Raw genomic sequence first — 25502 nt, 5'->3', positions numbered from 1 at the left:
TTGTACACGTCATACAATGATAAAAAACGCTGATTTGTCTAAACAAATCAACGTTTAATAATTTTTCTATTGAACAGTAACTGACTTAGCCAAATTACGTGGATGATCAACATCCAAGCCACGTCCTAGTGATGTATAGTACGCCAATAATTGTGTTGGCACAACACTAACCAATGGTGTCAATAATTCATTGATATCTGGCAAAACCAAGTCATCTTCAGGCTTAGCGACTGCTTGGGTCACAATTGTATAAGTCTTAGCGCCACGTGCTTGCGTTTCAGCTAAGTTACCACGAACCAAACCAGCCAAGCGTGGTTGCGTCATCATCGCAATCACGGGTGTATCTTCCTCGATCAAAGCTAATGTTCCGTGCTTCAACTCACCAGCAGCGAAGCCTTCCGTTTGAACATATGAAATTTCTTTTAATTTCAAAGCAGCTTCTAGGACGACGGCTGAATCAACCCCACGACCAATATAAAAGGCATGATGTGCCGGCACCAACATCTCTTGGGCAACTGCTTGAATTTGCTCTTTGTCATCAATGATCCCTTGGATGGCAATCGCAATCTTTGATAATTCTTGTTCTAAATCAACATCTAATTGCTCACGATAAGCCAAAGCATAGGCCAAAATAGCTTCGACCGTTATTTGCGCAACATATGCCTTCGTTGAAGCCACTGCAATTTCGGGACCAGCAATCAAAGGTAACGCATACGTTGCTTCACGCCAAAGCGTTGACTTTTCAACGTTCGTTAAGGTCAATGACTTAAAGCCTTGGGCATTGATATTTTGCAAAACCTCACGTGAATCGGCAGTTTCACCCGATTGTGATAAGAAAATAAAGAATGGCTTTTCTGATAATAATGGTTGCTCGTAGGCGAATTCTGATGACACATGTACTTCAGTTGGAATACCTGACCAACGTTCGAACAAACGAGCACCCACTAATCCAGCATGATAAGACGTACCAGCAGCAACAATATAAATGCGGTCGGCAGCTCGCATATCCTTCACAATACCTTCACCAATTTGTGGCTGACCATCCTTAGGTAAGTAACGTGAGATCAAGTGACGAATCACCACTGGTTGTTCATCAATTTCTTTTAACATATAGAATGGATAAGCACCCTTATCAGTCTCGGTTGCATCAATATCCAAATGGAAAGGTTCACGATCCATCGCTTCACCAGCAGCACTAAATAATTGCACATTATCTGGATCAACGATAGCCACTTCCCCGTCATGTAATTCAATAAAGTCATGGGTTTGGTCAAGCATCGCTACAGCATCGGACGTCACGACATTAAAATCAGCCCCAATACCAATCAACAAAGGTGACTTTTGCTTAGCAACGTACATCCGCTCAGGCTCTTCACGATCCATCAATAGGAAACCATAAGCAGAATTACTATCTAACAAAGCAATCAACTTTTTCAAAGCTTCAAAAGTGGTTGCCCCTTCCTTAACAAACTTATCAATCAATTGGACAGCAACTTCAGTATCCGTATCTGATTGGAAAGTCACGTTGGCTAGATAGTCATCTTTTAATTCAAGGTAATTTTCAATCACACCATTATGGACTAAGTAAAAGCGACCGTCTGCAGAAACGTGTGGATGAGCATTGGCAACCGAGGGACTACCATGGGTTGCCCAACGAGTGTGGGCAATCCCAGCAGTTCCTTTAACGTTTTTTTCTGAAACCAATTTTACTAATTCTGAAACACGACCATTCTCTTTCACGAGTTGATCCGTGCCATCAGCCTGATCTGCCACGTATAACCCAGCAGAATCATAGCCACGATATTCTAACTTTTGTAATCCCTTTAATAGAATAGGTGCTGATTGGTAATTATTTCCCGTAAATCCAACAATTCCACAGAACATGTTTTTCTCCTTATACTACTAATACAACGTTTTCACTAATGGTATAGTATTTTTTTGTTTATTATTTTAAGTTCAATGACCATTATCACGCGTTGCTTAATATCCGTCAATGACTTTATAACGTTTAACATTGTCTTTTGGTATAAATTGGTATAGTCTTTGATTCTTGAATTATTTATGCTTAAATCTCCCTTAATTATAGCCGAAGATTTTTAGACATAAAAAAACTGGAACATTACCTGTTGTTCCAGTCTCTTAAATATTCAGCTCAAGTGACCAATAGTGGTCAGAGCTCAGTTAATCATCGCCTAATTAGTGCATATCATGATGATGATGGCACTTATCCGGGTGGCGCTGAATATCCATGTTTTTATATGCACGAACAGCGCGATCAACTTTTTTGTTCAACATATTAATTCCAAACATAAATTTACCTCCCTTAGTATTTATTCCATGTAAAGATAGTCTTTACATTTCTGTAATATTAACTTGTGGACTAATACTAAACTATTTACCTTAAAAAGTCAATAAATTAAGCATTAACTTCACCATGCAGGTCATAATCCAGTCCATCTTCCTCAATAGCTTCATCAACTCGTAACGGTGTTATCAAATTCACCAACTTAGCAATAATGAACGTTAGGATGACAACGGCAATAATCGTTACTAAGATAGCCCCAAGTTGTGTTCCCATGACTTGCCAACTAACTGATACACCGGCCAAGGGCTTCGAAGCAAAGACACCTGTTAAGATACCACCAATGACACCACCGACACCATGCAACCCAAATGCATCAAGGGTATCATCATAACCCAATCGATATTTCATAACGGTTGTTGCAAAGTAAGCACCAATAGCAACTAGCACGCCCATAAACATGGCACCAACTGGTTGTACAAAGCCAGCACCTGGTGTAATAACAACTAGTCCAGCAACACCACCGGAAATTGCCCCGGAAATTCGAACACGCTTGAATAAAATAAAATCAAGAATAACCCATGTCAACATTGCAAACGCTGCTGCGATATTAGTATTAGTAAAAGCAACAATGGCTACCCCATCCGCAGCTAAAGCTGATCCAGCATTAAATCCGAACCATCCAAACCAAAGCAATCCACCGCCGATAACCGTTGCCATTAGGTTATTACCAGTTGTGTCAGTATTTACCCGCCGCTTGCCAATCATCAGGGCTAACACCAAACCAGATACACCTGATGAAATATGAACCACATCACCACCAGCAAAATCAAGGGCGCCATGTTGGGCTAGAATACCACCACCCCAAATCATGTGTGCCAAAGGTATATAAACAAGTAACATCCAGGCAATTAGAAATAGGATAAATGACTTAAAGTTCATCCGACCAACTACTGAGCCAGCAATAATGGCCATGGTAATCATCGGGAACATCCCCTGGAAGAGAGCAAATAGGCCGTCAGATATTCCTAAATCACGTGTACTCTTGGTCATCGAAACATCATGTAAAAATGCTGCATCTAGGTTACCAATAATTGGGCCTGACCCACTAAATGCTAATGAGTAACCGACTGTAAACCAAATGACGCCACCAACGGCAATTGCAATCATCACCATCGCCAATGTGTTAACTGTTGTCCGTGTTTCTGACAAGCCACCATAAAACAATGCCAATCCTGGCACCATCAACCAAACTAACCCTGCGCTAATTAATACCCATGCAACGTCTGCACCATTCATTTTTATCACCTGCGCTTTCTTGAAATAATAACATCAGTATAAGCACATATCGAAAGGTCGTCATGAATTATGTTAAGAATGCTAACATTCAGTGGTATAGACAAATAAAAAAGTAGTTGGAACATTGTTTTGTTCCAACTACTTTGTCTCGCACTAAAATATATTAATTTGTTGGTACACCAAGTGAATTCATTTCAGACACTGAAACATTACCACCATATAATGGTCCAGTTTTAGCGGATTTTAGATCCAATGATTTACGTAAGACATTTGTTGCCCGTTGTTTCTCATCACTCGATACAACTTCAGTCGAACCAGATGACAAACTGTAACTATCTCCTTGAATATTATCATTAGAGATATTGCCAGCTGCCTTCGCATACTTACGAGCAATGGTAATCATATCATTGTAAGTTAAGTCAGTTTGCGTTGATGAAGAAACTGAATTTAAGAAGCCAGAGTCCAATAACTTTGTTGGATTATCCTTGGCAGCTTCGGTAATTCCCTGAAGAACTAATCGCTGACGAGTTTGGCGACCATAGTCGCCCTTCGGATCATCATAACGCATACGCGAAAATGCTAGCGCTGCCTTACCATTCATCTTTGAGTATGTTTGCCCATTATGCGAATAAGTACTTGATCCCTCAGTAAAGCTGTAAACATTGTTACCAGTAGCATGGGCTGTGTCTGGGTTAAAATCAAAGGTTAATGGTGAATTTACTTTTACACCACCAATTTTGTTAACAACCTTCTCCATACCACCCATGTTGACCAAAGCATAATAATCAATTGGGACATTTAGCCACTTCTGAACAGTCTTAATCGTTGTGGCTGCTGAGCCATATGAATAAGCCGAGTTGATTTTTTGTGGGAATGTATTTTCATAACCATCAATCGCAATCAACGTATCACGAGGAATTGACATAATCGTTGTTTTATTTGTTTTTGGATTGATTGTCAAAACCATCATAGAATCGGTACGACCTTTATAATTACGATTTAATTCCCCCGTATCGGTACCCAATAACAAAATTGAAATGGGCTTACCCTTCTTAAGAACACCTGAAACGTCACGTGCTTTTTTGATATTCGGCGCAACATAGGCCTTATCAACAGCACCTTTGGTTTGCATGTATGCATAACCAAATAAACCAGCTACCGCTAATATCAATAATAACAAAATGCTTAGAATCGTATTTCGTACCTTATGCGATTTCTTTTTGCCTTTTTTATTATTACGTGTTGAGCGAGATACTTTTTGCTCGTCATCCATGAGCTATCCTCCCTAATTGCCACCTATAAAAATTGCTGGCATTCCTACTCCTGAAAACAGGCGTTATTTTGTGTAGTATATTCCACCTATAAAGCATTATACACAAATAAATCGTTAAATAAGCAATGAATTTATTAAGAAATAAAAAAGAATTGAGAACAATTGTCCCCAATTCTTTTTGGAAATTAATTATTAACTAAATCGTCAACAATTCTTTTTCTTTATCAGCAGCAATCTCGTCAACATTCTTAATAGCAGCATCGGTTGCTTTTTGAATGTTATCTTCAACGCTATGTGCTTCATCTTCAGACAAGTCGTTGTTCTTTAATGCCTTTTTAGCATCATCCATCGCATCACGACGAACATTTCGAACGGCAACCTTTGCTTTTTCTGATTCTGCTTTAACTTCTTTAGCTAAGTCTTTACGAGTTTCCTCAGTTAATGCAGGAATAACCAGACGAATGACTGAACCATCGTTTGCTGGTGTTAATCCCAAATCAGAAGCAAAAATAGCTTGCTCAATTCCTTTTAAAGCTGTCTTATCAAAAGGTGTGATCAACAATACACGTGCTTCAGGTACCGTTACCGATGCTAATTGATTAAGTGGTGTCTCTGCCCCATAGTATTCTGCCGTAATATTACGTAGAATTGATGGATTAGCAACACCTGCACGGATGTTACCTAACTCACGACGTAATGCATCGCCAGCTTTGTCCATACGTTCTTTTGCTGATTCAATAATTGCATTAGCCATAATTCTAATCTACCTCCACGGTCGTTCCGATATTCTCACCTAAGACAACACGTTTAATGTTGCCAGATGTGTTCATATTAAAAATCACCAGATTAATATCGTTGTCCATTGATAATGTTGATGCAGTAGAGTCCATTACCTTAAGACCCTTAGCAATAATCTCTTTATGCGTTAGCTTTTCAAACATTGTTGCTTCTGGATTCTTACGAGGATCATCACTGTATACACCATCAACACCATTTTTAGCCATTAGAATAGCCTCAGCATTAATCTCGGCGGCACGCAAAGCAGCCGTTGTATCCGTTGAGAAGTATGGTGAACCAGTACCGGCACCAAAAATCACAACGCGTCCCTTTTCCAAGTGACGAACTGCCTTACGACGGACATAGGGTTCAGCAACTTGACGCATTTCAATAGCAGTTTGTACACGTGTTGGAACATCGTGTGATTCAAGTGCATCTTGCAATGCCAAGGCGTTCATGGTGGTTCCTAACATACCAACATAGTCAGCTTGTGCACGTTCCATTCCCAACTTTGCACCTGCTTCACCACGCCATAAATTACCACCGCCAACAACGATTGCAATTTCAACACCTAGTCCATAAACTTCTTTGATTTCCGCTGCGATATTGTTAACCGTTTCTGGATCAATGCCATAGCCGCGTTCACCAGACAATGCTTCTCCTGATAACTTCAACAATACTCGTTTGTACTTTACATCTGCCATTATTCTAATCGCCTCGGTCTCTATTAGCCCATTTGTGCTGCAACTTCAGCAGCAAAATCATTAGCAGCCTTTTCGATTCCTTCACCAACTTCGTAACGAACGAATGAAACTACCTTGCTGTTCTTGCTCTCAACGTACTTAGCGACAGTTTCCTTACCGTCACCCTTAACGAATGGTTGGTCAACCAATGCAATTTCGGCCAAGAACTTGTGCAAACGACCTTCGACCATCTTTTCCTTGATGTTATCTGGCTTACCTGCTAGATCATCTGACTTCAATTGCACAGCCTTTTCGTGCTCCACAACTTCAGCAGGAACATCTTCAGATGAAACGTACTTTGGTGCAATAGCAGCAACGTGCATAGCAACATCCTTAGCAACTTGTTCATCAGAACCATCCATCAAAACAAGTGATGAAATACGACCACCCATGTGTGAGTATGTTCCGAATACTTGGCCCTCGGCCTTTTCAACAACTGCAAAGCGACGTAGTGTGATCTTCTCACCAGTAATTTGTGTCGTGTGAATAATCATGTCGTTAACAGTTTGATCATCAGATACCTTCAATGCCAAAGCTTCTTCAACATTTGCAGGTGCAAATTCAACAATTGCATTTGCAACAGCATGTAGCAACTCGTTAAATTCTGCATTGCCAGCAACAAAGTCAGTTTGTGAGTTCAATTCAATGATGGCAGCCTTGTTGTCCTTTGAAACAACGTAAGTCATACCTTCAGCAGCAACAGCATCGGCCTTCTTAGCAGCCTTTGCCATTCCCTTTTCACGCAAAGCATCGATAGCCTTGTCCATGTCACCTTCAGTTTGAACCAATGCCTTCTTGGCATCCATCATACCAACGCCGGTCTTGTCACGTAATTCTTTAACTTGTGAAGCAGTAATAGCCATTTTATGGTCTCCTTGTATATGCTAAATCTTATCTCAACTAGTATACACGAAAATATGTTGATTTTCTATACACTTATTAGATATCTAGTACCATTTTACATGAGTTTTGCCTAGAGCGCAAAAAAAGCTTATTCCCATAATAGGAATAAGCTTTTTGTCACTTAGCAAAAGATAATTAGTTCTTCTTACCTTCTACAAGGTCAGTTAATTCTTCGATTGATGCAGGCTTGTCACCTTCAGCTGCAAATTCAGCTTCATCAACAGAATCTTCACCTTGGTTACCTTCGATGATAGCATCTGCCATCTTTGAAGTAATCAAACGTACGGCACGGATTGCATCATCGTTTGATGGAATCTTAACGTCAATTTGATCAGGGTCAGCATTAGTGTCGACCATAGCCACGATAGGAATGTTCAACTTGTGTGCTTCTTGCACAGCCAATTGTTCCTTGTGAGGATCAACGATGAACATCAAATCAGGAATCTTAGGCATATCAGCAATACCACCCAAGAACTTGTCCAACTTCTCACGTTGCTTGATTAGCAAAGAAACTTCCTTCTTTGGCAAACGTTCGAAAGTACCGTCGTCTTCCATTGCACGCAATTCCTTTAGACGGGCAATACGAGCTTGGATAGTCTTCCAGTTAGTCAAAGTTCCACCTAACCAACGGTGGTTAACGTAGAACATGTTTGCACGAGTTGCTTCTTCAGCAATTGAGTCTTGTGCTTGCTTCTTAGTACCAACGAACAATACCGTTGCACCATCAGCAGCTGCATCGCGAACATAGTTATATGCTTGGTCAACCAACTTAACTGTCTTTTGCAAATCGATAATGTAAATGCCGTTACGTTCCGTAAAGATGTAATCTGACATCTTTGGGTTCCAGCGACGAGTTTGGTGTCCGAAGTGTACACCAGCTTCAAGCAATTGCTTCATTGAGATTACTGCCATGAGTATCTGCCTCCAAATGTTTTTTCCACCTAGCCTCGCATGTAGCCTGGCGACCCGGTAAAGGGGCACCCGTCAAACTATTGAGAACTAGTGCGTATTTTTTTGGTATAAAACCAATAACTAATGTTACTCACTTTCACGCAATATGTCAATTAAAAGTTTTCTTAGCAAGTGATACACCATGATTTTGCAAAAAGTGTTCTTTCTGCTTACGAGTTAATTTTTTAAACATCGCTTCTGCATGTAACGCATCGTGTTTCGTGGTAAATGCTTCAGCGTAAACAAGTGTTAATGGATGCCGTTTAGCGGGCCTCGTAAATTTAGCACCCTTACCTACTTCATGCGTTGCAAGTCTTTTACCGACATCGTCCGTAAAACCACAATACAACATATTATCTGCTGTTAACAGGACATACATGTAGTAAGGTTTATTCATGCTGCTGACGCCCTTCATAGATTGACCAGACGGCATCTGTATAAGTATCATCGGCATTATGCGTCACAATTGGTGGTAAAATTTTGGCCCCAGTCAACTTGCCATCTTTGATTGCATCAATCAATACAATATTGGCTGCTTCACCCACTTTAGGATAAACAAATTGAATCTGTTTAGGTGATAAATGATTTTTCTGTAATGACGCTAAAATTTCAAATAAGCGATCTGGTCGATGAACCATAAAAAAATGGGCTTTGTTCTTCAACAACTTTTTTGCCGTATATGTGACCAGGTCCAAATCTGCCATCAATTCATGCCGGGCAATGGCATAATGTTTATTTTCGTGCATGACCGTATGATCATTATCTACCGTAAAGTAAGGCGGATTTGATACCACCATATCTGCTGACCCTGGACGAATATCACTAAAAATATCCCGCATGTCAGCATTCATAATTTGAATTTTATCAGTCAAATCGTTCATTTTAACCGATCGCTGCGCCATATCGGCTAGACGTTCCTGAATTTCTACGCCAACAATTTGACCAGCAAGCTTGTGCGCCATAAACAATGACACAGCGCCATTGCCAGCACCAAGATCAACGGTTAACCCCCGGCCATTCTTACGTGGTTCAGCAAAGTTAGCTAGTAATACGGCATCCAGTGAAAATGAAAAGACCGATTTACTTTGAATAATATGTACGTCATCGTTATATAACATATCGATACGTTCGTCAGGTAACAGTTCAACTTTCATAATTTCTTCTCCTTATGTTGTCTCCGTTTGCCAAAAGCGCCTACTGTGTGGGATAATAAGGCGTTATTATTAGGGAGGATGAACAACATGTTCTATTCATTCATACGTTATGTCGTTGCAGGAATCGTTTGGCTGATCAACGGTCGTTACAAACTGCTGGGCACAGACAAACTACCTGAGGGCAACTATATTTTAGTGGGTCCACACCGTACTTGGTGGGAACCCTTATTCTTCGCTCTGGCAGGTCGGCCACGTAAATTTAGTTTTATGGCTAAAAAAGAGCTTTTCAAGAACCCTATTTTACGCTGGATTCTTGTCCATGCCAATGCTTTTTCGGTCGATCGTGACCATCCAGGTCCATCAGCAATCAAAACACCAGTAAAGAACCTAAAGAAGACCGAACTAAGTCTAATCATGTTCCCATCTGGTAGTCGCCATTCCGAAGAAATGAAAGGTGGCGCACTAATGATTGCAAAGCTTTCTGGTGCACCTTTAGTACCAATTGTCTACCAAGGACCGGTAAAGTTTTCAGGCTTATTCAAGCGTAAAAATGTCACGATGGCATTTGGTGACCCCATTTATGTTGATAAACGTGTCAAGATAAACGAAGAAACCACAGCTGAGTTAGGTGATAATTTACAAACTGCCTTTGATAAGTTGGATGATGAAATTGATCCTGATTGGGTTTACGTTGATCCAAATCCAAAGAAAAAAACTGAAATTAAGTAAAAATTTCAATAAATAAGTAACGGGGCTGGAACACTGATTTTGTTCCAGCCCCGTTACTTATTTATTAATTATAATAATAAAAAAAGCTGAGCATTTATAACTCAACTTTTTATCGCCACTTACTTCTTTTTTGAAGAAGTTTGTGCTTGATTCTTCATTTGTGCCATCATTTGGTTCAAGCGCTTTTGTGAAGGCTTTTGACCCATTGATGACATCATAGATTTCATCATTTCTTCTGAAATTGGCGGATTGTTCTTAATGTACGTCTCCATTGAGCGACGTGCGATGAAGAAACCAGCGACAGCGCCAACTATCGCGGCAAGAACGACAATAAAAATCCAAACTGTTGTGCTCATTTTATTACTCCAAAATTATATTCAAGTACCATTATAGCGAACTATCCGCTATTTGACTAGCTGCCTGAACAATTAATTACCGCGTAATCCCTTATCACGCTGAATCTTTTTCACCTTTTCAGGGGTTACTTCTTTACCATTCTCATCATAAACTTGTAGCATTTCTACTTGAGAACGGAAAGACTTTCTAAAATTATCCAAAAATTCAGCCCGCAAATCCGCACGTTCCGCAACTTCATCCTCTGTTAATCCCTCTGGAGATTTTGCTTTTGCGGCTAGTTCGTTAATTCGTGAACGAACAGCCATCATGTGATCTGTCTCAGCCATGTTATTTCCACCTTTTTTTGAATTTAATGTTACCATTTTAACATATTTTACTGAAGAATATTCAGGTTAACTAATGTTTCCGCAACCAGATATTTATCGTACAATATTCTTTAATGACAAAGGAGCTACCCACATATGACACAGAAGCCAAGAAAACAATTAGAAATATTGCAATTCATTTATGACAAACAACTAACCAATGGTTATCCGCCTACTATTCGTGAAATTGGTGCAAAAGTTGGTTTAGCGTCATCTTCAACAGTCCATGGACACTTAGAGCGTCTACAAAAGAAAGGTCTGATTACAAAAGATGCCGAGAAAACGCGAGCAATCAAAGTTACTCCGCAAGGCATCGCCTTATTAAAACATGGTCATCATGATCCTGAAATGGATCTATCAATCACTGAAAAAACGGCCCAACATTTGTTTTCTTTTGACGAAGATGTTTTTATCCAGCAACAACGCAGTAATAGCATGCTTAATATTGGTATTTTAAATAATGACTATTTGATGGTTAAAAAACAACAAACTGCCTTTGATGGTGATATCGTCGTTGTTAAAATCAATGATGAAACAAATGTATACCGCTACTTTAAAGAAGGTAATCATTGTCGATTACAGCCGGAGAATAGTAATCTAAAACCCGTTACGATGGCAAACCCAACCATTATCGGCCGTGTCATTGGCGTCTATCGTGATTATGTTAATTAGCCTTTATCCTGTCTATAATCCCAGCTCCCAACTCAAATCAATGTCAGTAGCTGCCATTATCTGACCAATATCCTCTAATGAAAAATTTCGCGGCGTCGTGACAGTCAAGTCAATCGTCAAACCGGTTTCCGACTTTTTTAGTCGCGATACTTTGCTGGAAATATTTTCTGATGTCAAATAATCACGTAACTTTTTGACGTCGTCAATTGTTGTTAAATAAACTCGAATAGAAAAAGATTGGCGTAAATTAAAGTCATTAAAATAATGAAATGCTAACTGCAAAACAACAATAATAAATGTTGCAGCAAATCCCACCTCGTATAAACCAGCACCAATTGCCATCCCCACACCAGCAGTTGTCCAAATTCCCGCTGCCGTGGTTAGACCACCGATTACATTAAAGTCTGGGCTACGCACAATAATCATGCCGGCACCCAGAAAACTGATTCCACTAACGATTTGGGCCGCAATACGCGATGGATCCAAATTCACATTAGCATTTCCTAAGACAGCAGCAAAGCCATACTGCGACACAATCATCATTAGGGCGGCCCCTAAACTGACAATGGCATGCGTTCGGAGGCCCGCAGATTTTGACCTAGTCTGCCGTTCAATCCCAATTAGCAATCCTGCCAGTGTTGCTAATAACAAACGAATCAATAGTTCATTGGTTGTCATTTTCTCCTCCATTCCAAATACCAGCTACACAATAACTAATATTTTTATGCTATTTACTACATACTTTTTATTAAACCAAAAAAGTACTTATTTGTGAAAAAAAGACTCTGGTAACAGTATGTCACTATCACCAGAGTCCTAAAATTTACTTGTCACGATTATCATAATAAGCTTGTTCTTGTTGTTCCCAATAGTCTTTATCATCGGATGTAATGTCACGCATAACTTTTGCCGGATTCCCGACGGCGACTGCATTGGCTGGGATATCTTTCACAACCACAGCACCGCCACCAATAATAGCATTATCGCCGATAGTGACACCTGGCCCAATAAAGACATTAGCGCCAATCCAAACATTATCTCCAATGGTAATTGGCTTACCAAACTCTAGGCCACGATTCCGCACCCCTGAATCAAGCAGTTAAATGATAATATTATTTTTGGTAATTTTATTTCAGAAAGGTAATTATATGACAGCCTCTAAAAGAAATCTCTCCTTTGATATTGCGCGCGCCATAGCGATTTATCTCGTGATTATCGGTCATTCAATGACTGGTCTATGGGACACCTGGCAATCTAATTTTATATTTGCAGCCAATTTGCCGATATTCTTTATCATTTCAGGTTACTTCTATCATTCAAAAAGGATCAAAGATGTTGTTCAAACGGGTGTTAATACACTGCTGATTCCCTTTTTCATCGTTACCTTACTCTATATAACCTTACGAACAGCTTTGGGCGAAATCGTCCAACACGTTCACTATCTAAACTTTCAAACACTGATTCCACTTATATATGGTAATGGCGCAACAGGTCAATCGCCATTTGGTTTTGAACTGAGGTCTCACGCCGGCGCTGTTTGGTTCTTACCAACCATGTTCCTTGCCAACATTATTTTCCATTGGCTAATGAAGTCTAATAAAGAAATCATCCGTTTCATGATTGTTATTATACTATTTGGATTGGGTTATTCATTAGCTCAGGTCGCTTACTTTCCCTGGTCACTACAAGCAGCCTTGGAAGTTCCAATTTATTACCTATTTGGTTACTGGTTAGCAAAACTTATTAAGCACCATTCACAAAAAACTATCTTTGCTAATCCATACATACTATTAGTTTCACTGATTTGCTGGATGCTGAGTGCAACGAGCGGTAGCTATGAATTAAACCGTGGTTTGGCTGATAATATGTTTATCGCAGTCCTTGGTGGTTTTGGAAGCGCCATCGTGCTATTAGGTATCGCATTTTTTATTGAAAAGCATTGGCATCAAATTGCTAAAGGTCTTAGTTATGTCGGTCAGTATTCATTAGTTCTACTATGTGTCCATTCTCTTGATATTGGCTTATTAGACACTGAAGCCATGAACTTTTTAGCGTCACAAGCCTGGTTCTCAGATTACAGTCTATTTGCTTACCTAGGATTAATGCTATTAAGAATTCTATATACAACATGTTTCACATGGATTTTACTCAAAATAAAGTTTATTTATAACTTATTAGTCGACCGTAACTTCCCACTTCAAAAAGCCTAAAAATAAAAAGCATCTTGTCTCAAACGCGCCCTACTTTATGTAGCTTGCGTTTTTGACAAGATGCTTTATTTTATTTCTTAGTAAAACTCTTTGACAGATAATGTTCACCTGAGCTCAAGTCATATTGCACTAACTTAAATTCATGTAGTAACTTTTTCTGCTTCTTAGTTAAATCTTTTGTTTTTAAGGTATGACCATTATTATCAACAAATTTACCACGTGTATAGTTTGCGAATGCCGGCAATTCTTTCGTTACCTTGGTTTGCAAAGCATAGAATGGTGTTAATTTACTATTCGTTGCTGCTAATGCCAATGCTGGGAAATCACTTGGTGACGCATAGGCACGCTGATTTTGATTCGTCTTTGCCTTACTCTTTTCACGAGCAGCCTTATTTTGGTAGATAAAGTAGTCTGTCTCATGAGAACGCTCTAGTTGCTTATCTTGATTAACAAATGTGAACACGCCTGGCCAATGATCACCATAAAAGACTAGCGTCACTGGACGAGAAATATTTTCTAGTTTATTAACCAAATTCTTAGTGGCTACATCGGTGTAATGAACACCTGCAATATAACTCTCGACAGTTTCCTTTGTATTACCTGAAACCGCTGGTTCTGACATCTTGTAATTACTATCAGGATACTGATTAGCAGAATAAGGCATATGATTCTGCATTGTCATCAACTGTAAGAACTGTGATTTGTTCTTATTAGCTGATGTAATTTTCTTTGTTAAGTAGGCATAAGAAGATTTATCGGCAGGATAATTATCCTTAGAACCAACAGACTTCGTATACTTGTCTGGATACTTATATTGCTTACCATCAGTTGTATAGAATTTTTGAATACCAATCTTTTTATAAGCATCACGACGATTATAAAATGTTCCAACATAAGGATGAATCACTTCACGATTTTGGAACAAGTTGGTAATCGTTGGTATTTCATTAGCAACTGGTACTAATTGCGTATAAGGTACCACCATTTCTGGTGCAAAGGTTGCTAACGGGAAGCCTGCCAAAGTCATATACTCGATATTCGCAGTTCCACCACCGTAACCTGAAGACAACATTCTACCAGAGAAAACCGAATCCTTTTGTATTTGTTTAATATTTTTAAATACATCAGTCCCTTTATATTTTAATCCAGGAACTTCATCAGGATTTGTCAGTGACTCACTTAAGACATAAGCCACCGTTTGTCCCTTAAGATTATCCTGCCTAGTTTTATTTAACGAGTCAGAATATTTTGTATATTTCTTTTCTAATGCAGCCATTGATTTTTCTGAATAACCAGCTGGTTCTCGCATAATAACACTTGAAATGTTAGATACAAAAGTCATGACAGGTCCATTCAGCATCGCATCTTCACCAGTATTAAAACTCTGCCACTGATATTTAAAATGATCCAATATCGCACGATTCTGATCGGCATTGGCGACAAAAGGCGCTGCCAACGTTAGAAATGTTGCTAATAGTACCGCGATACGTGTACCTGTTTGTTTAATCATCATTCGCTGAATAGATGCCGCGAAACGGCCAGCCTTTTTACGATGAACCCAAAATTCGAGTAACCCAGCACCAACAAAAACAATAACGATGCCAACAATCGCAATGATTAATAGGTTCTTATCAACCATTTGTGTCAAGCCACCAACAGCAGTAACTTCTGACATATCACTAAATAAAATCGGTTCATTTCGTGACTTCATCTTCATGTATTCCGCCACAAATGTCACAACTGCTAGCGTCAAGTAAATGGCTATCCCGACAAATAAACGGTTTACCAAAACGACAATAAATACAAATAAAATCAAACAAGCAAGAATCGTAAATAATGCTTGTGGGCGTATTAGAAACTTAAGAGATGTCCAAATAGCTTGGCCCAAATCTAAGGTCTGATCAAAACGCCCCCACACTTGAAAATACATTGCAAACTGTAAAACAACAGTCGTTAAGACACTTAAAGACAGCCCAATAAGTAAAAATTTCATCCAATTATTGAATGTTGGACCATTAAACTGTTGCTTACTTAAAAACTTTTTCATATCAATCACCTTTTTGATCACAAACGACATTTACGGTCTTAACAATACCGAGCTTAATGACGAAGCTAATAATTAACATGAGTAACCAGATAATGATAAAGCTAATCATTCCGGCAGGTAATATACGACCAATGTAATTATTCATCGGTATCATTGTTTTAATAAATATGAACACAGCGAGGCTTAAACTAAAGTAGCTACCAATATTGATAAATAAGTTTGCTAGTTTAGCTAGTAGAGTACTATTTACAAGTTTATTAGCTATCACAACTAATCCAGCCAAGCTGATCAAGGCAGTTAACGTACCCAAAATCCAAAATGGTGTGTAGGCAACTTCCATGGTCAATCCTGTTGAAGCTGACATTGTCAGATTGACTAGCAATGCCGCCAAAATAGTTGCAGTACCCGCTGACCAATTAACTAATCTATGATAATAAAGACCAAACAACATAAAAGGCAAAGCAATAAATGCTGGTTCTAGTGACCAAGGGATTTGAATGAAAGTTGCAAGGTAAAACCCAACACCAGCTAACAAAATAACAATTAAAATTGCCAATGGCACTTTTTTAACTTTAGCAATAAGAACCGTTAAAATCGTACCGACAAACAACGCCATTAGTAACCAAAGTAACCCAATTCCTGTATCAAAAAAGCCGAAAATAGTTGTAACAGGTGTGCCATTACCATATAAGAGAGCCTTCAACCCAGTACGCATTGCCGGGAATGGTGCATTGATCCATGTGTTTAATTGCAGGAGCTGAACTACTTTATTAATAACGATCATTAATAAACCAACCACCAGATACGGTATTAAATAACGTTTAATCGCTAAGACAATAGATTGTCCAATTTTTAAATTAATATTGATATAATAACCAGCAATAAAGAAAATTGTTGGCCAAGTTAACCATGTGAAAAAATTATACAAAATACTATGATCTTGTGGATTGATAATGCTAATAAAAATCAACATTATAATTGCCAAACCTGCCAGTATTTGTACCGTTCTATCTTTATCTTTACTATTCATCACCATTCCAGATGCTCCCATATAGAAACATAAAGGAGTCGGATAAATATAAACCCGGCTCCCTTAATTACTTAAAAGTATTATAAATTATATTCCAAAAACCAAACATAAATTTTTCTTATTTTAGTAATCCATTAATGACAAAATATCATAACCTGCAAGCTTTTCACGACCATGTAAGTCATTCAATTCAATCATAAATGCTAGCCCTGCAACTTCACCACCTAATGATTCAACCAACTTAATGGTAGCAGCAATTGTACCACCCGTAGCAAGTAAATCATCAGTAATTAAGACTTTCTCTCCTGGTTTAATCGCATCTTTATGCATTTCCAAAGAAGCTTCACCATACTCTAGAGAATATTTTTCACTAACTGTTTCCCGTGGCAATTTGCCTGGCTTACGAGCTAAGACAATCCCAGTTCCCAATTCATGAGCTACTGGCGCCCCAACTAAAAAGCCGCGTGATTCTGGACCAACCACAACGTTGACATCACGCATCTTTGCAAAATGCGCAATGCGATGTGTTGCCTCTGCATATGCTTCTGCATTTCCCCATAGTGGTGTGATATCACGGAAAATTATACCCTTTTCTGGAAAATCCGGAATAGAGGCAATATAGTCATTCAAATCCAACATCAGTCTAGCTCTCCTGCTTACTTAATTTCATTAATAAAGTTTCTAATTCAGCTGTTGTACTGTAAATTAATTGTTGTTCAAGATCTCGCTGAGCCATAAATCGCTGAAACGTCTGAGTCTGTGTTAACTTCATCGGTGTCGGATTTGGCACAGCATTCAAAACACCATTGTCAATTGTAACAAATTTTGCCTCTAAAAACACCTTTAAAATTAGTTTTAGTGTCATATTAGAGATTTTCAGATGCTTAACCATCGCATCAAATTGCGTTTGCAAATTAATATCCTTGAAAGAAAGCACAAACTTATAGACATTCGAGAACACTTGCTTACTTGGTACTTTCTGGAGATAAACTGGTGATTGCACATAAAACATCGGTGCAAGTCGGCCAGGTGTACTTGTTTGTAATAAAGTTTGCAGTTGATCTAATGAATCCGGCAAATCCACTAGTACCATGGTCTGTATATTTGACATTTGCAATGCATCTTGCCACATCAACGCCTGAGCTGCAGGATCAACATACGCTGCCAGCTGCTGTAAATGTTTTTCTTTGAAAAAGACATAAGTCACTGGCTTACTAAATGTTTGTTTAGTCAGATGGCTTGTTCGCCAATCTAAAATAGCCGCCCCTTTTGCTGACATATCCCGTAGCATTAATTGATATGATATATTTCCTCGATACGAATTTTGGCTCATCGTACCAACAATCTGTAATGAAGAAAAATGACCGGCAAGTGCACTAGCTTGGTTCCCCCAGCCGAAGGCAACGACAGGTAATTGATCAGTATCTGTCTGCGCAATAAAACGTAGGTGCTTCCCCTCACTCATGGTCTTGACTTGGTTCACACCACGTAAGTCCAACATAAATAATGGTTCTGGATTACCTTCACCAAATGGAGCTAATACTTGTAAATTATCAAAATTTTCCTTGGTAAAGTCGGCAGCTGTTACCGTTGTTGCGATTTGCATGTCTGCTTTTTGCGCTGTAGCTAACTGTTGTTGTGCTGCCTCATCATGTAAAGCAGCTCTTAAAGCTGTTAAATTATTGGTTGGTACGGTCATCCCCGCTGCACTGGCGTGGCCACCAAAGGTCGTCATTATATCTCGATGTCCGTCTAGGGCCGTAAACAAATCAAAGGCAGCCACTGAACGACCAGAACCTTTCATCTCATCACCATTCACATTTAAGACAATCGTTGGTTTACCAGTCTGTTCGACCAATTTACTAGCAACAATTCCTAATACCCCTTCATGCCAGTTTTCACCAGCAACCACAAGGACAGGATCTTCGCTTAGCTGCGTCGCTTGTTCTTGGGCAGCAGTCGTAATTTTTGTGACTAATTGTTGTCGTTCCTGATTTAAAGCATTGACATGATCAGCCAAAGGCTTTGCTTCTTCAAGCTCATCCATTAATAGTAATTGGACACCAGTTGTTGCATTCTCTAATCGACCGAGTGCATTCAATCGAGGCGCAATTGTAAAACCAATTGTTGAAGAATCAATATCCGATAACTGAGTACCAGCAGCGGCTAGTAATGCTGCCACACCTGGCCGTGGGTCTAACTTTAGACTTTCAAGTCCTTGCTTAACAATAATACGATTTTCATCTGTCAATGACATGACATCAGCAACAGTACCTAAGGCAGCTAAGTCTAAGACCTCATCGGCAGGCTCTTCAAGTAAGGCAGACACCACTTTAAAAGCAACGCCTGCTCCTGAAAGGCCACCAAATGGATATGAACCTTCTGGATGCCGTGGATGGACAATGGCTGTCGCTACTGGCAATTCTTCAGGCAACTCATGATGGTCAGTGACAATAACATCAATACCTTGTGCCATTAACCAAGCGATTTCGTCTTTTCCTGAAACCCCATTATCAACAGTCACTAATAACTGCATCCCTTCAGCAGCTAACTTCTGATAATTAGCTAAGTTAGGCCCATAGCCATCGCTAAAACGACTTGGCACAAAATAATCAACGTTAGCGCCCATTAACTCTAATGCCCAAGTCATAATGGCCGTACTCGTCATACCATCGACATCATAATCACCATAGACGATAATCTTTTGACCACTATCAATGGCTTGCATCAACCGTTCAATCGCTTTATCCATATCATGGAGTAAAAATGGATCATGTAGGCCTGACAACTCAGGTCGTAAAAAGGCATTCGCAGCTTCAACGGTATCATAACCTCGATTAACTAAAATCTTTGCAATCAATTCAGTGATGCCGAATGTTTCACTGAGCGTTTTAATTGCCTTTTGATTGTTTACCTCAGGAAAATGCCATTGATAACGTGAATTAATCATACTGCCTCCTTGCTACTCAACCTCATTTGTTATGGTTAATTTCATCGGTTTCGTATTTCCTTGCTTACCAAATGGCACATCAAAAACGTCAAAATCATTGACTACACGGGTATTAGAAAAAATAGCTCGCGCTTGATAGGCCAATTCATTAGCAGCCTTACCAGCATAGCGCGCCGAAATATGCGTTAATAGCAATCGACCCACCTGCGCTTGATCAGCAATAGCGGCTGCTTGTACACTCGTTGTATGGAAGTGATTACGGGCTTGCTTACCTTCCCCCTTACCATATGTTGATTCATGTACCAAAACATCGGCATTCCTTGCAAGGGTCATCGTATTATCTGTTTTGCGAGTATCACCCATAATGGCGACACAACGACCTGGTTGTGGATCCCCAATAACATCTGCACCGTGAATCGTACGCCCATCGGCCAACGTTACATCTTTACCCTGCTTTAACTGTCCGTACAACGGACCAGCGGGTACATTTAATTCTCGCAAGCGTTCAACTAATAGCTCACCTGGATGTGCATGTTCAGTTACCCGGTAACCAAACGAAGTGATACGGTGATCTAGTGGTAATGCAGACACTGTAAATTTCTCTGTCTGTAAAACATCCCCACCAGTTTCTGATAATTCAACGAATTTAATTGGATAAGTTAGACGTGTCTGTGATACACGTAAACTAACTTCAACAAACTGTCGAATACCTTTGGGACCGTAAATTGTTAATTCATCTTCACCACCCTGAAATGAGCGTGACGAAAGTAATCCTGGCAAGCCATAAATATGATCACCATGTAAGTGTGTAATGAATATTTTTGTTACCTTGCGGGGACGAATGGTCGATCGTAGCATTTGACGTTGGGTTCCTTCACCAACGTCAAACAGCCATACTTCATTAATTTCTTCAAGTAAACGTAACGCAATACCAGTTACATTACGAAAGTGTGCTGGTGAACCAGCGCCAGTTCCCAGAAACTCAATTTGCATAGTTAGGAACTCCTTATCTTTTTTTAAATGTCTGTTCATGGATAAGTATCAAACTTATTCAAAAAGAAAACCGCCTAAAACGACGGTCAATACTACTTATAATATTATCATTTTTCAACGGTTTAATACAGCTGTTTCAATTTGTTAAAACGTAATTGTATTAACTGCAGAAGGTTTTTCAATTTCGTTACCGGCAGAATCTTTTACCGTGGCAAACTGCACATTAAGTGACTTTAAGTTCGCAACGTCCTTTTTCGGTACCAAAACGGTTGTTGTTGTAACAACCGTACTATATGGCACAACACCAGCCGTATTTAACTGACCATCATTGTAAATACCACTCAATGCTGACATCGTTGTACTACCAGGGTACTTAACCGCTGTAATGCCCGGTGTTATAGCCGTCACTGCGTTATTATTAGTCACTCGGTAATTAATTACCAAAGTCGTAAACTTATCAGAAATATTTCGATCATTTAATGTATGTCTAGCAGATACTAAAGCATTTTGTGTCCTAGCCGTATTTTTGATGACATTAATTTGTTCAATCTTGTAGTCAAGCGTACCGTTAGTAATTGTTTGATTTACTTTTTTACTATCGACCCACTTCTGAACAAGACCGTTCTCGGTAATCTGATATTGGCCGACTTTTTTAATTTGCCCAGTTTGGACAAAGTTTTTGTTGGCTAAATCTTTTTTCGTTGGTTCATACTTACCATCATCACTACCTTTTTTTGCAAAAGGTTGTTTATTATGTTTTAGGTTTACCTCAGCCATCGTTCGAACACGGGTAGGCTGCTCATTACTACGATATAATACTAAGACAACAATAATGGCAACGATGCCGATAATTGTTGCTAAAAGCCATCCGATTCGTCTTTGCATACTTTCCTTCCTCAATCAGCCCAACACAATAACATCTTGAATAATGCGGTAGCCGTAAATTTTGTGTAACACTTGATCACGATCACGAACAACTATTTCTAAGTTATCATCTTGATACTGCTGTAAATCACTGACTGTTGTTACTTGATTCTTATCTATTTCTAAAATCAAATAGTGCCCATCTTTGCCAACGATTCTAATTGATTCAAAATTAGGGACAAATAGGCGGGTTGCAATTGGACGACTTAAAGACATACCATTTACTGATACTTTTAATTCCCCTAATTGCATGTCGCACACCCCTATCCATCAGTATATTATGACATATAAAAAAACAAGCAACCTTAAACAAAGGTCACTTGTGGTTATTTATTAACCGAAAAATCCTTTTTTATGCTCGCCAGTCATTGTCTCACGGAAAGCTTCAAGGGCCTTCTTTTGCTCCTTGTTCAATTTCTTTGGCACTTCAACATATAATGTCACGATGTGATCACCATTGTTGTTGTTATTACGCATGTGAGGAGCACCCTTACCACGCAACCGGAAATTAGTCTCCGTTGCTGTTCCAGCTGGTACCTTAAGTTTAACCTCACCGTTTACTGTTTTAACGGAAATTTCACCACCCAATGTTGCAGTAGCAAAGTCAATACCCATTCGTGAATAAACCGTAGCACCTTCACGCTCGAAACCATCCTTAGATGGTGCAACATGGAATACAACAAACAAATCACCGTAAGGTCCGCCGTTAAAGCCAGCTTCACCTTGACCAGATAAGCGCATTTGTTGACCATTTTCAACTCCCGCTGGCACAGTAACCTTCAACTCTTTACTTTCTTGCTTACCATCATCAGTAGAACGAGTGTACGAAATTGTCGTATCTTTACCAAAGACCGCCTCTTCGAACGTCAAGTTCATACGATATTGTAAATCTTGTCCTTTACGAGGGCGATTTGGATTTTGGAAGCCACCACCAAACATTTGGCTAAAGATATCACCAAGGTCAGAGAAGTCACCATATTGGGCACTACCGCCACCGAAACCGCCAAAGCCGCCGAAACCACCTTGGCCGCCACCAGGTTGGCCATCAGTAGCACCATATTGGTCGTACATGGCACGTTTTTGCTCATCACCTAGCGTCTCATAAGCTTCTTGAACTTCCTTATATTTTTCCTCGGCACCTGCCTCATGGTTAATATCGGGGTGATATTTCTTAGATAACTTACGGTAAGCTTTCTTAATTTCATCTTGTGAGGCATTTTTATCAATACCTAAACGCTCATATAATTCAGTATTATTCATGAGGCAAGTCCTCCTAAAAATTTAAATATGTATCGCCCCGTGAGCTGCTATCCTCACAAGGGCGTATGATCCGTAACGTAGGGTTGTTTAGATCAGATCGTTAATTTTTACTTTTTGTCATCATCTGAGACATCTTCAAAGTCACCATCAACAGTATCATCATTACCTGATTGACCGTCTTGTGCGGCTCCGTCATTGCCTCCTTCTGGTTGTGCTTGTTGATACAATTTAACGGCTAATTCTTGAGAAACCTTCTCCAAAGCTTCCTTCTTTGCCTTCATATCTTCTAAGTCGTCAGCTTCCTTGGCTGCCTTCAAATCAGCAACGCCGTCTTCAACTGGCTTCTTATCATCATCTGACAACTTGTCGCCTGCTTCTTCCAATGTCTTTTCTGATTGGAAAATCAATTGGTCAACTTCGTTACGCAAGTCAGCTTCTTCCTTACGCTTTTGGTCAGCTTCTTCGTTGGCCTTCGCGTCATTCATCATACGCTCAATTTCATCTTCTGACAATGAACCTGAACTTTGGATGGTAATCTTTTGTTCCTTGTTCGTACCCAAATCCTTAGCAGAAACAGATACAATACCGTTACGGTCAATGTCGAACTTAACTTCGATCTGTGGTACACCACGAGGAGCTGCAGGAATATCAGCTAATTGGAAACGACCCAATGTCTTGTTATCGGCAGCCATTGAACGCTCACCTTGCAAAACATGGATATCAACGGCTGGTTGGTTATCAGCAGCAGTTGAGAATGTTTGTGACTTTGATGTTGGGATCGTTGTGTTACGATCAATCAACTTTGTGAAGACACCACCCATTGTTTCGATACCCAATGATAATGGCGTAACATCAAGCAAAACAACGTCCTTAACGTCACCAGTAATCACACCACCTTGAACAGCTGCACCAAGAGCAACAGCTTCATCAGGGTTGATTGAGTGATCTGGTTCCTTACCAGTCAACTCCTTAACTGACTCTTGAACGGCTGGGATACGAGTTGAACCACCGTTTAGGATAACCTTATCAATGTCACCCATTGAAAGATCAGCATCCTTCAAAGCGCTACGAACAGGTGCTTCAGCACGCTTTACCAGGTCAGCTGTCAATTGGTTGAATTGAGCACGTGACAAAGTTGTTTGCAAGTGCAATGGGCCTTCGTTAGTAGCTGTAATAAATGGCAAATCAATTTGAGCTTCAGTAGCTGATGACAAAGTCTTCTTTGCAGTTTCAGCAGCATCCTTCAAACGTTGTAATGCTAATTTATCATTCTTTAAGTCAATGCCGTTTTCTTTCTTAAAGCCATCGGCTAACCAATCAATAACCTTTTGGTCAAAGTCGTCACCACCAAGGTGTGTATCACCATTGGTTGATAGTACTTCGAACACACCATCACCTAATTCAAGAACAGAAACATCAAATGTTCCACCACCCAAATCGTAAACCAAAATCTTTTGGTCTTGGTCAAGCTTATCTAGACCATATGCCAATGATGAAGCAGTTGGCTCGTTAACGATACGTTCAACTTGCAAACCAGCAATCTTACCAGCATCCTTAGTAGCTTGACGTTGGGCATCGTTAAAGTATGCAGGTACAGTAATAACAGCCTTATCAACTGTCTCACCTAAGTAATCTTCAGCATACTTCTTGATGTATTGTAGAATCATTGCTGAAATTTCTTGTGGTGTGTAATCCTTACCATCAATCGTTACCTTGTAACCAGCTTCACCCATGTGTGACTTGATTGACAACACAGTGTCTGGGTTGGTAATTGCTTGACGCTTAGCAGTGTCACCAACTTGTGTCTCACCGTTCTTAAATGAAACAGCTGATGGCGTTGTACGACCACCGTTTGGGTTAGTGATAATCTTTGGAGATCCACCTTCCATAACAGCAACAGCAGAATTTGTAGTTCCTAAATCAATTCCAATGATCTTTGACATAATAATTTACCTCTTATTGATCAGATTTTTTATATATTAATTAATAACTAGTTGTTTAATTATAAACAGCTACCATTGCTGGTCGAATTACTCGATCAGCTAAAACATAACCCTTTTGAAGAACCGTCGCAATTGTATCGGCAGGATGATCATCATCTGCAGGTACTGATTGAATTGCTTGGTGGAAGTTCGGATCAAATGCTTCGCCAGTTTCACCAACTGCCTTAACATCATGTTCTTCAAGTGCTGAGATTAGCGTTTTGTAAACCATCTCAACCCCATCCTTAATTTGCTTAGCTGCACCATCTTCGACTTCAACTTGTAGCGCACGCTCCAAGTTATCTACAGCTGGCAAAACTGAAGCAGCTAACTTTTGATTTGCAAACTTAACCGCTTGTGTTTGTTCCTTCGCATAACGAGATTGCATGTTTCGCATCTCAGCTTCGGCACGTAGATACCTGTCTTCGGCTTCGGCAACCTTTGTCTCTAGTTCAGAAATTTGGTCTGCCTCTGTCTTTGGCTCTTCAGCCTCAGTAGCTTTAGCTTCAGTGTCAACATCCGCTTCTTCATTGACGACCTCAACTTCTTCTTCAGGAGTCTTCTTTTCTTCTGACATGTCA

Annotated in this window: 25 protein-coding genes and 1 pseudogene; 3 read left to right on the top strand and 23 right to left on the bottom strand. The window is 39.7% G+C overall.

Translation table 11 applies throughout. The features are described from left to right. Nucleotides 1–66: 66 nt before the first annotated feature. From glmS to FOL01_RS04130, 9 genes are all read right to left on the bottom strand, one after another. Entirely contained in the window at nt 67–1884 is a 1818-nt protein-coding gene (gene glmS, locus FOL01_RS04170; RefSeq protein ID WP_075269485.1) for a glutamine--fructose-6-phosphate transaminase (isomerizing), read from the bottom strand. Between the two features lie 532 nt (nt 1885–2416). Continuing rightward, nucleotides 2417–3601 carry an ammonium transporter gene (locus tag FOL01_RS04165; protein WP_075269484.1) on the bottom strand — a complete coding sequence of 395 codons (1185 nt, stop codon included), beginning with the start codon at nt 3599–3601 and terminating at the stop codon, nt 2417–2419. Between the two features lie 163 nt (nt 3602–3764). Continuing rightward, nucleotides 3765–4874: an LCP family protein gene (locus tag FOL01_RS04160; RefSeq protein WP_075269483.1), complete on the bottom strand. Its 1110-nt coding sequence runs from the start codon at nt 4872–4874 to the stop codon at nt 3765–3767. 196 nt (nt 4875–5070) lie between these two features. Beyond that, nucleotides 5071–5628: a ribosome recycling factor gene (gene frr / locus FOL01_RS04155; RefSeq protein ID WP_075269482.1), complete on the bottom strand. Its 558-nt coding sequence runs from the start codon at nt 5626–5628 to the stop codon at nt 5071–5073. A 4-nt stretch (nt 5629–5632) separates the two neighbouring features. After that, entirely contained in the window at nt 5633–6355 is a 723-nt protein-coding gene (gene pyrH / locus FOL01_RS04150; protein WP_075269481.1) for a UMP kinase, read from the bottom strand. Between the two features lie 23 nt (nt 6356–6378). Further along, the gene (gene tsf, locus FOL01_RS04145) at nt 6379–7257 is read right to left on the bottom strand and encodes a translation elongation factor Ts (protein WP_075269480.1); all 879 of its coding nucleotides are present in this window, start codon (nt 7255–7257) and stop codon (nt 6379–6381) included. 175 nt (nt 7258–7432) lie between these two features. Beyond that, a complete protein-coding gene (gene rpsB, locus FOL01_RS04140) occupies nt 7433–8209 on the bottom strand; it encodes a 30S ribosomal protein S2 (RefSeq protein WP_075269479.1) in 777 nt (258 codons plus the stop codon). Between the two features lie 148 nt (nt 8210–8357). Then, nucleotides 8358–8645, bottom strand: a complete 288-nt coding sequence (locus tag FOL01_RS04135; RefSeq protein ID WP_075269478.1) for a GIY-YIG nuclease family protein — start codon at nt 8643–8645, stop codon at nt 8358–8360. Next, nucleotides 8638–9402 carry a tRNA1(Val) (adenine(37)-N6)-methyltransferase gene (locus FOL01_RS04130; protein WP_075269477.1) on the bottom strand — a complete coding sequence of 255 codons (765 nt, stop codon included), beginning with the start codon at nt 9400–9402 and terminating at the stop codon, nt 8638–8640. The genes FOL01_RS04135 and FOL01_RS04130 overlap by 8 nt, the downstream gene beginning before the upstream one ends. Nucleotides 9403–9489: 87 nt before the next feature. On the opposite strand from FOL01_RS04130, the gene FOL01_RS04125 reads away from it, so the two are divergent. After that, nucleotides 9490–10131: a lysophospholipid acyltransferase family protein gene (locus tag FOL01_RS04125; protein WP_075269476.1), complete on the top strand. Its 642-nt coding sequence runs from the start codon at nt 9490–9492 to the stop codon at nt 10129–10131. Between the two features lie 119 nt (nt 10132–10250). Here FOL01_RS04125 and FOL01_RS04120 read toward each other — a convergent pair whose 3' ends face one another. Together FOL01_RS04120 and FOL01_RS04115 are read right to left on the bottom strand one after the other, a co-directional pair. Then, nucleotides 10251–10487: a YneF family protein gene (locus FOL01_RS04120; RefSeq protein ID WP_075269475.1), complete on the bottom strand. Its 237-nt coding sequence runs from the start codon at nt 10485–10487 to the stop codon at nt 10251–10253. A gap of 72 nt (nt 10488–10559) precedes the next feature. Beyond that, nucleotides 10560–10814, bottom strand: coding sequence for a DUF896 domain-containing protein (locus tag FOL01_RS04115; protein WP_075269474.1), 255 nt, complete (start codon nt 10812–10814; stop codon nt 10560–10562). Nucleotides 10815–10949: 135 nt separating this feature from the next. Here FOL01_RS04115 and lexA point away from each other — a divergent pair, with 135 nt between their 5' ends. Beyond that, a complete protein-coding gene (gene lexA / locus FOL01_RS04110) occupies nt 10950–11525 on the top strand; it encodes a transcriptional repressor LexA (RefSeq protein ID WP_075269473.1) in 576 nt (191 codons plus the stop codon). A 12-nt stretch (nt 11526–11537) separates the two neighbouring features. On the opposite strand, the gene FOL01_RS11500 is transcribed toward lexA, so the two are convergent. Beyond that, complete coding sequence (locus FOL01_RS11500) at nt 11538–12203, bottom strand: MgtC/SapB family protein (RefSeq protein ID WP_307722222.1); 666 nt, start codon at nt 12201–12203, stop codon at nt 11538–11540. A gap of 145 nt (nt 12204–12348) precedes the next feature. Then, nucleotides 12349–12621, bottom strand: a pseudogene (locus FOL01_RS04100) (DapH/DapD/GlmU-related protein); the annotation flags it as partial. 52 nt (nt 12622–12673) lie between these two features. On the opposite strand from FOL01_RS04100, the gene FOL01_RS04095 reads away from it, so the two are divergent. Then, nucleotides 12674–13735 (top strand): acyltransferase family protein, encoded by a 1062-nt coding sequence (locus FOL01_RS04095; protein WP_075269470.1) that lies wholly within the window; start codon nt 12674–12676, stop codon nt 13733–13735. Nucleotides 13736–13805: 70 nt separating this feature from the next. Here the strand turns inward: FOL01_RS04095 and FOL01_RS04090 are convergent, their stop codons facing one another. The 10 genes from FOL01_RS04090 to grpE form a co-directional block, all read right to left on the bottom strand. Further along, nucleotides 13806–15782 (bottom strand): LTA synthase family protein, encoded by a 1977-nt coding sequence (locus FOL01_RS04090; protein WP_075269469.1) that lies wholly within the window; start codon nt 15780–15782, stop codon nt 13806–13808. Between the two features lies 1 nt (nt 15783). Next, nucleotides 15784–16818: an acyltransferase family protein gene (locus tag FOL01_RS04085; protein WP_075269468.1), complete on the bottom strand. Its 1035-nt coding sequence runs from the start codon at nt 16816–16818 to the stop codon at nt 15784–15786. A gap of 117 nt (nt 16819–16935) precedes the next feature. Then, a complete protein-coding gene (locus FOL01_RS04080; protein WP_075269467.1) occupies nt 16936–17454 on the bottom strand; it encodes an adenine phosphoribosyltransferase in 519 nt (172 codons plus the stop codon). A 1-nt stretch (nt 17455) separates the two neighbouring features. Further along, the gene (recJ, locus tag FOL01_RS04075) at nt 17456–19762 is read right to left on the bottom strand and encodes a single-stranded-DNA-specific exonuclease RecJ (RefSeq protein WP_075269466.1); all 2307 of its coding nucleotides are present in this window, start codon (nt 19760–19762) and stop codon (nt 17456–17458) included. Nucleotides 19763–19774: 12 nt separating this feature from the next. Next, nucleotides 19775–20755, bottom strand: a complete 981-nt coding sequence (gene rnz, locus FOL01_RS04070; protein WP_075269465.1) for a ribonuclease Z — start codon at nt 20753–20755, stop codon at nt 19775–19777. 144 nt (nt 20756–20899) lie between these two features. Then, nucleotides 20900–21640 (bottom strand): hypothetical protein, encoded by a 741-nt coding sequence (locus FOL01_RS04065; protein ID WP_075269464.1) that lies wholly within the window; start codon nt 21638–21640, stop codon nt 20900–20902. A gap of 15 nt (nt 21641–21655) precedes the next feature. Then, complete coding sequence (locus FOL01_RS04060) at nt 21656–21931, bottom strand: hypothetical protein (protein ID WP_075269463.1); 276 nt, start codon at nt 21929–21931, stop codon at nt 21656–21658. Between the two features lie 81 nt (nt 21932–22012). Continuing rightward, nucleotides 22013–22939 (bottom strand): DnaJ C-terminal domain-containing protein, encoded by a 927-nt coding sequence (locus FOL01_RS04055; protein ID WP_075269462.1) that lies wholly within the window; start codon nt 22937–22939, stop codon nt 22013–22015. Between the two features lie 107 nt (nt 22940–23046). Then, complete coding sequence (gene dnaK / locus FOL01_RS04050; RefSeq protein WP_075269461.1) at nt 23047–24882, bottom strand: molecular chaperone DnaK; 1836 nt, start codon at nt 24880–24882, stop codon at nt 23047–23049. Nucleotides 24883–24937: 55 nt separating this feature from the next. Beyond that, on the bottom strand, nt 24938–25498 hold the full coding sequence (gene grpE, locus FOL01_RS04045) for a nucleotide exchange factor GrpE (RefSeq protein ID WP_075269460.1): 561 nt from the start codon (nt 25496–25498) through the stop codon (nt 24938–24940). Between the last annotated feature and the right edge of the window lie 4 nt (nt 25499–25502).

The organism is Weissella thailandensis (assembly GCF_001932615.1).
Classification (GTDB): domain Bacteria; phylum Bacillota; class Bacilli; order Lactobacillales; family Lactobacillaceae; genus Weissella; species Weissella thailandensis.
The sequence above is the reverse complement of the archived record's forward strand: the minus strand, read 5'-3'. Positions and strand labels throughout refer to the sequence as shown.

Excerpts from the sequence above, each read along its gene's own strand:
- glmS (WP_075269485.1), bottom strand. The coding sequence starts at position 1,884 with ATGTTCTGTGGAATTGTTGGATTTACGGGAAATAATTACCAATCAGCA.
- FOL01_RS04165 (WP_075269484.1), bottom strand. The coding sequence starts at position 3,601 with ATGAATGGTGCAGACGTTGCATGGGTATTAATTAGCGCAGGGTTAGTT.
- FOL01_RS04160 (WP_075269483.1), bottom strand. The coding sequence starts at position 4,874 with ATGGATGACGAGCAAAAAGTATCTCGCTCAACACGTAATAATAAAAAA.
- frr (WP_075269482.1), bottom strand. The coding sequence starts at position 5,628 with ATGGCTAATGCAATTATTGAATCAGCAAAAGAACGTATGGACAAAGCT.
- pyrH (WP_075269481.1), bottom strand. The coding sequence starts at position 6,355 with ATGGCAGATGTAAAGTACAAACGAGTATTGTTGAAGTTATCAGGAGAA.
- tsf (WP_075269480.1), bottom strand. The coding sequence starts at position 7,257 with ATGGCTATTACTGCTTCACAAGTTAAAGAATTACGTGACAAGACCGGC.
- rpsB (WP_075269479.1), bottom strand. The coding sequence starts at position 8,209 with ATGGCAGTAATCTCAATGAAGCAATTGCTTGAAGCTGGTGTACACTTC.
- FOL01_RS04135 (WP_075269478.1), bottom strand. The coding sequence starts at position 8,645 with ATGAATAAACCTTACTACATGTATGTCCTGTTAACAGCAGATAATATG.
- FOL01_RS04130 (WP_075269477.1), bottom strand. The coding sequence starts at position 9,402 with ATGAAAGTTGAACTGTTACCTGACGAACGTATCGATATGTTATATAAC.
- FOL01_RS04125 (WP_075269476.1), top strand. The coding sequence starts at position 9,490 with ATGTTCTATTCATTCATACGTTATGTCGTTGCAGGAATCGTTTGGCTG.
- FOL01_RS04120 (WP_075269475.1), bottom strand. The coding sequence starts at position 10,487 with ATGAGCACAACAGTTTGGATTTTTATTGTCGTTCTTGCCGCGATAGTT.
- FOL01_RS04115 (WP_075269474.1), bottom strand. The coding sequence starts at position 10,814 with ATGGCTGAGACAGATCACATGATGGCTGTTCGTTCACGAATTAACGAA.
- lexA (WP_075269473.1), top strand. The coding sequence starts at position 10,950 with ATGACACAGAAGCCAAGAAAACAATTAGAAATATTGCAATTCATTTAT.
- FOL01_RS11500 (WP_307722222.1), bottom strand. The coding sequence starts at position 12,203 with ATGACAACCAATGAACTATTGATTCGTTTGTTATTAGCAACACTGGCA.
- FOL01_RS04095 (WP_075269470.1), top strand. The coding sequence starts at position 12,674 with ATGACAGCCTCTAAAAGAAATCTCTCCTTTGATATTGCGCGCGCCATA.
- FOL01_RS04090 (WP_075269469.1), bottom strand. The coding sequence starts at position 15,782 with ATGAAAAAGTTTTTAAGTAAGCAACAGTTTAATGGTCCAACATTCAAT.
- FOL01_RS04085 (WP_075269468.1), bottom strand. The coding sequence starts at position 16,818 with ATGGTGATGAATAGTAAAGATAAAGATAGAACGGTACAAATACTGGCA.
- recJ (WP_075269466.1), bottom strand. The coding sequence starts at position 19,762 with ATGATTAATTCACGTTATCAATGGCATTTTCCTGAGGTAAACAATCAA.
- rnz (WP_075269465.1), bottom strand. The coding sequence starts at position 20,755 with ATGCAAATTGAGTTTCTGGGAACTGGCGCTGGTTCACCAGCACACTTT.
- FOL01_RS04065 (WP_075269464.1), bottom strand. The coding sequence starts at position 21,640 with ATGCAAAGACGAATCGGATGGCTTTTAGCAACAATTATCGGCATCGTT.
- FOL01_RS04060 (WP_075269463.1), bottom strand. The coding sequence starts at position 21,931 with ATGCAATTAGGGGAATTAAAAGTATCAGTAAATGGTATGTCTTTAAGT.
- FOL01_RS04055 (WP_075269462.1), bottom strand. The coding sequence starts at position 22,939 with ATGAATAATACTGAATTATATGAGCGTTTAGGTATTGATAAAAATGCC.
- dnaK (WP_075269461.1), bottom strand. The coding sequence starts at position 24,882 with ATGTCAAAGATCATTGGAATTGATTTAGGAACTACAAATTCTGCTGTT.
- grpE (WP_075269460.1), bottom strand. The coding sequence starts at position 25,498 with ATGTCAGAAGAAAAGAAGACTCCTGAAGAAGAAGTTGAGGTCGTCAAT.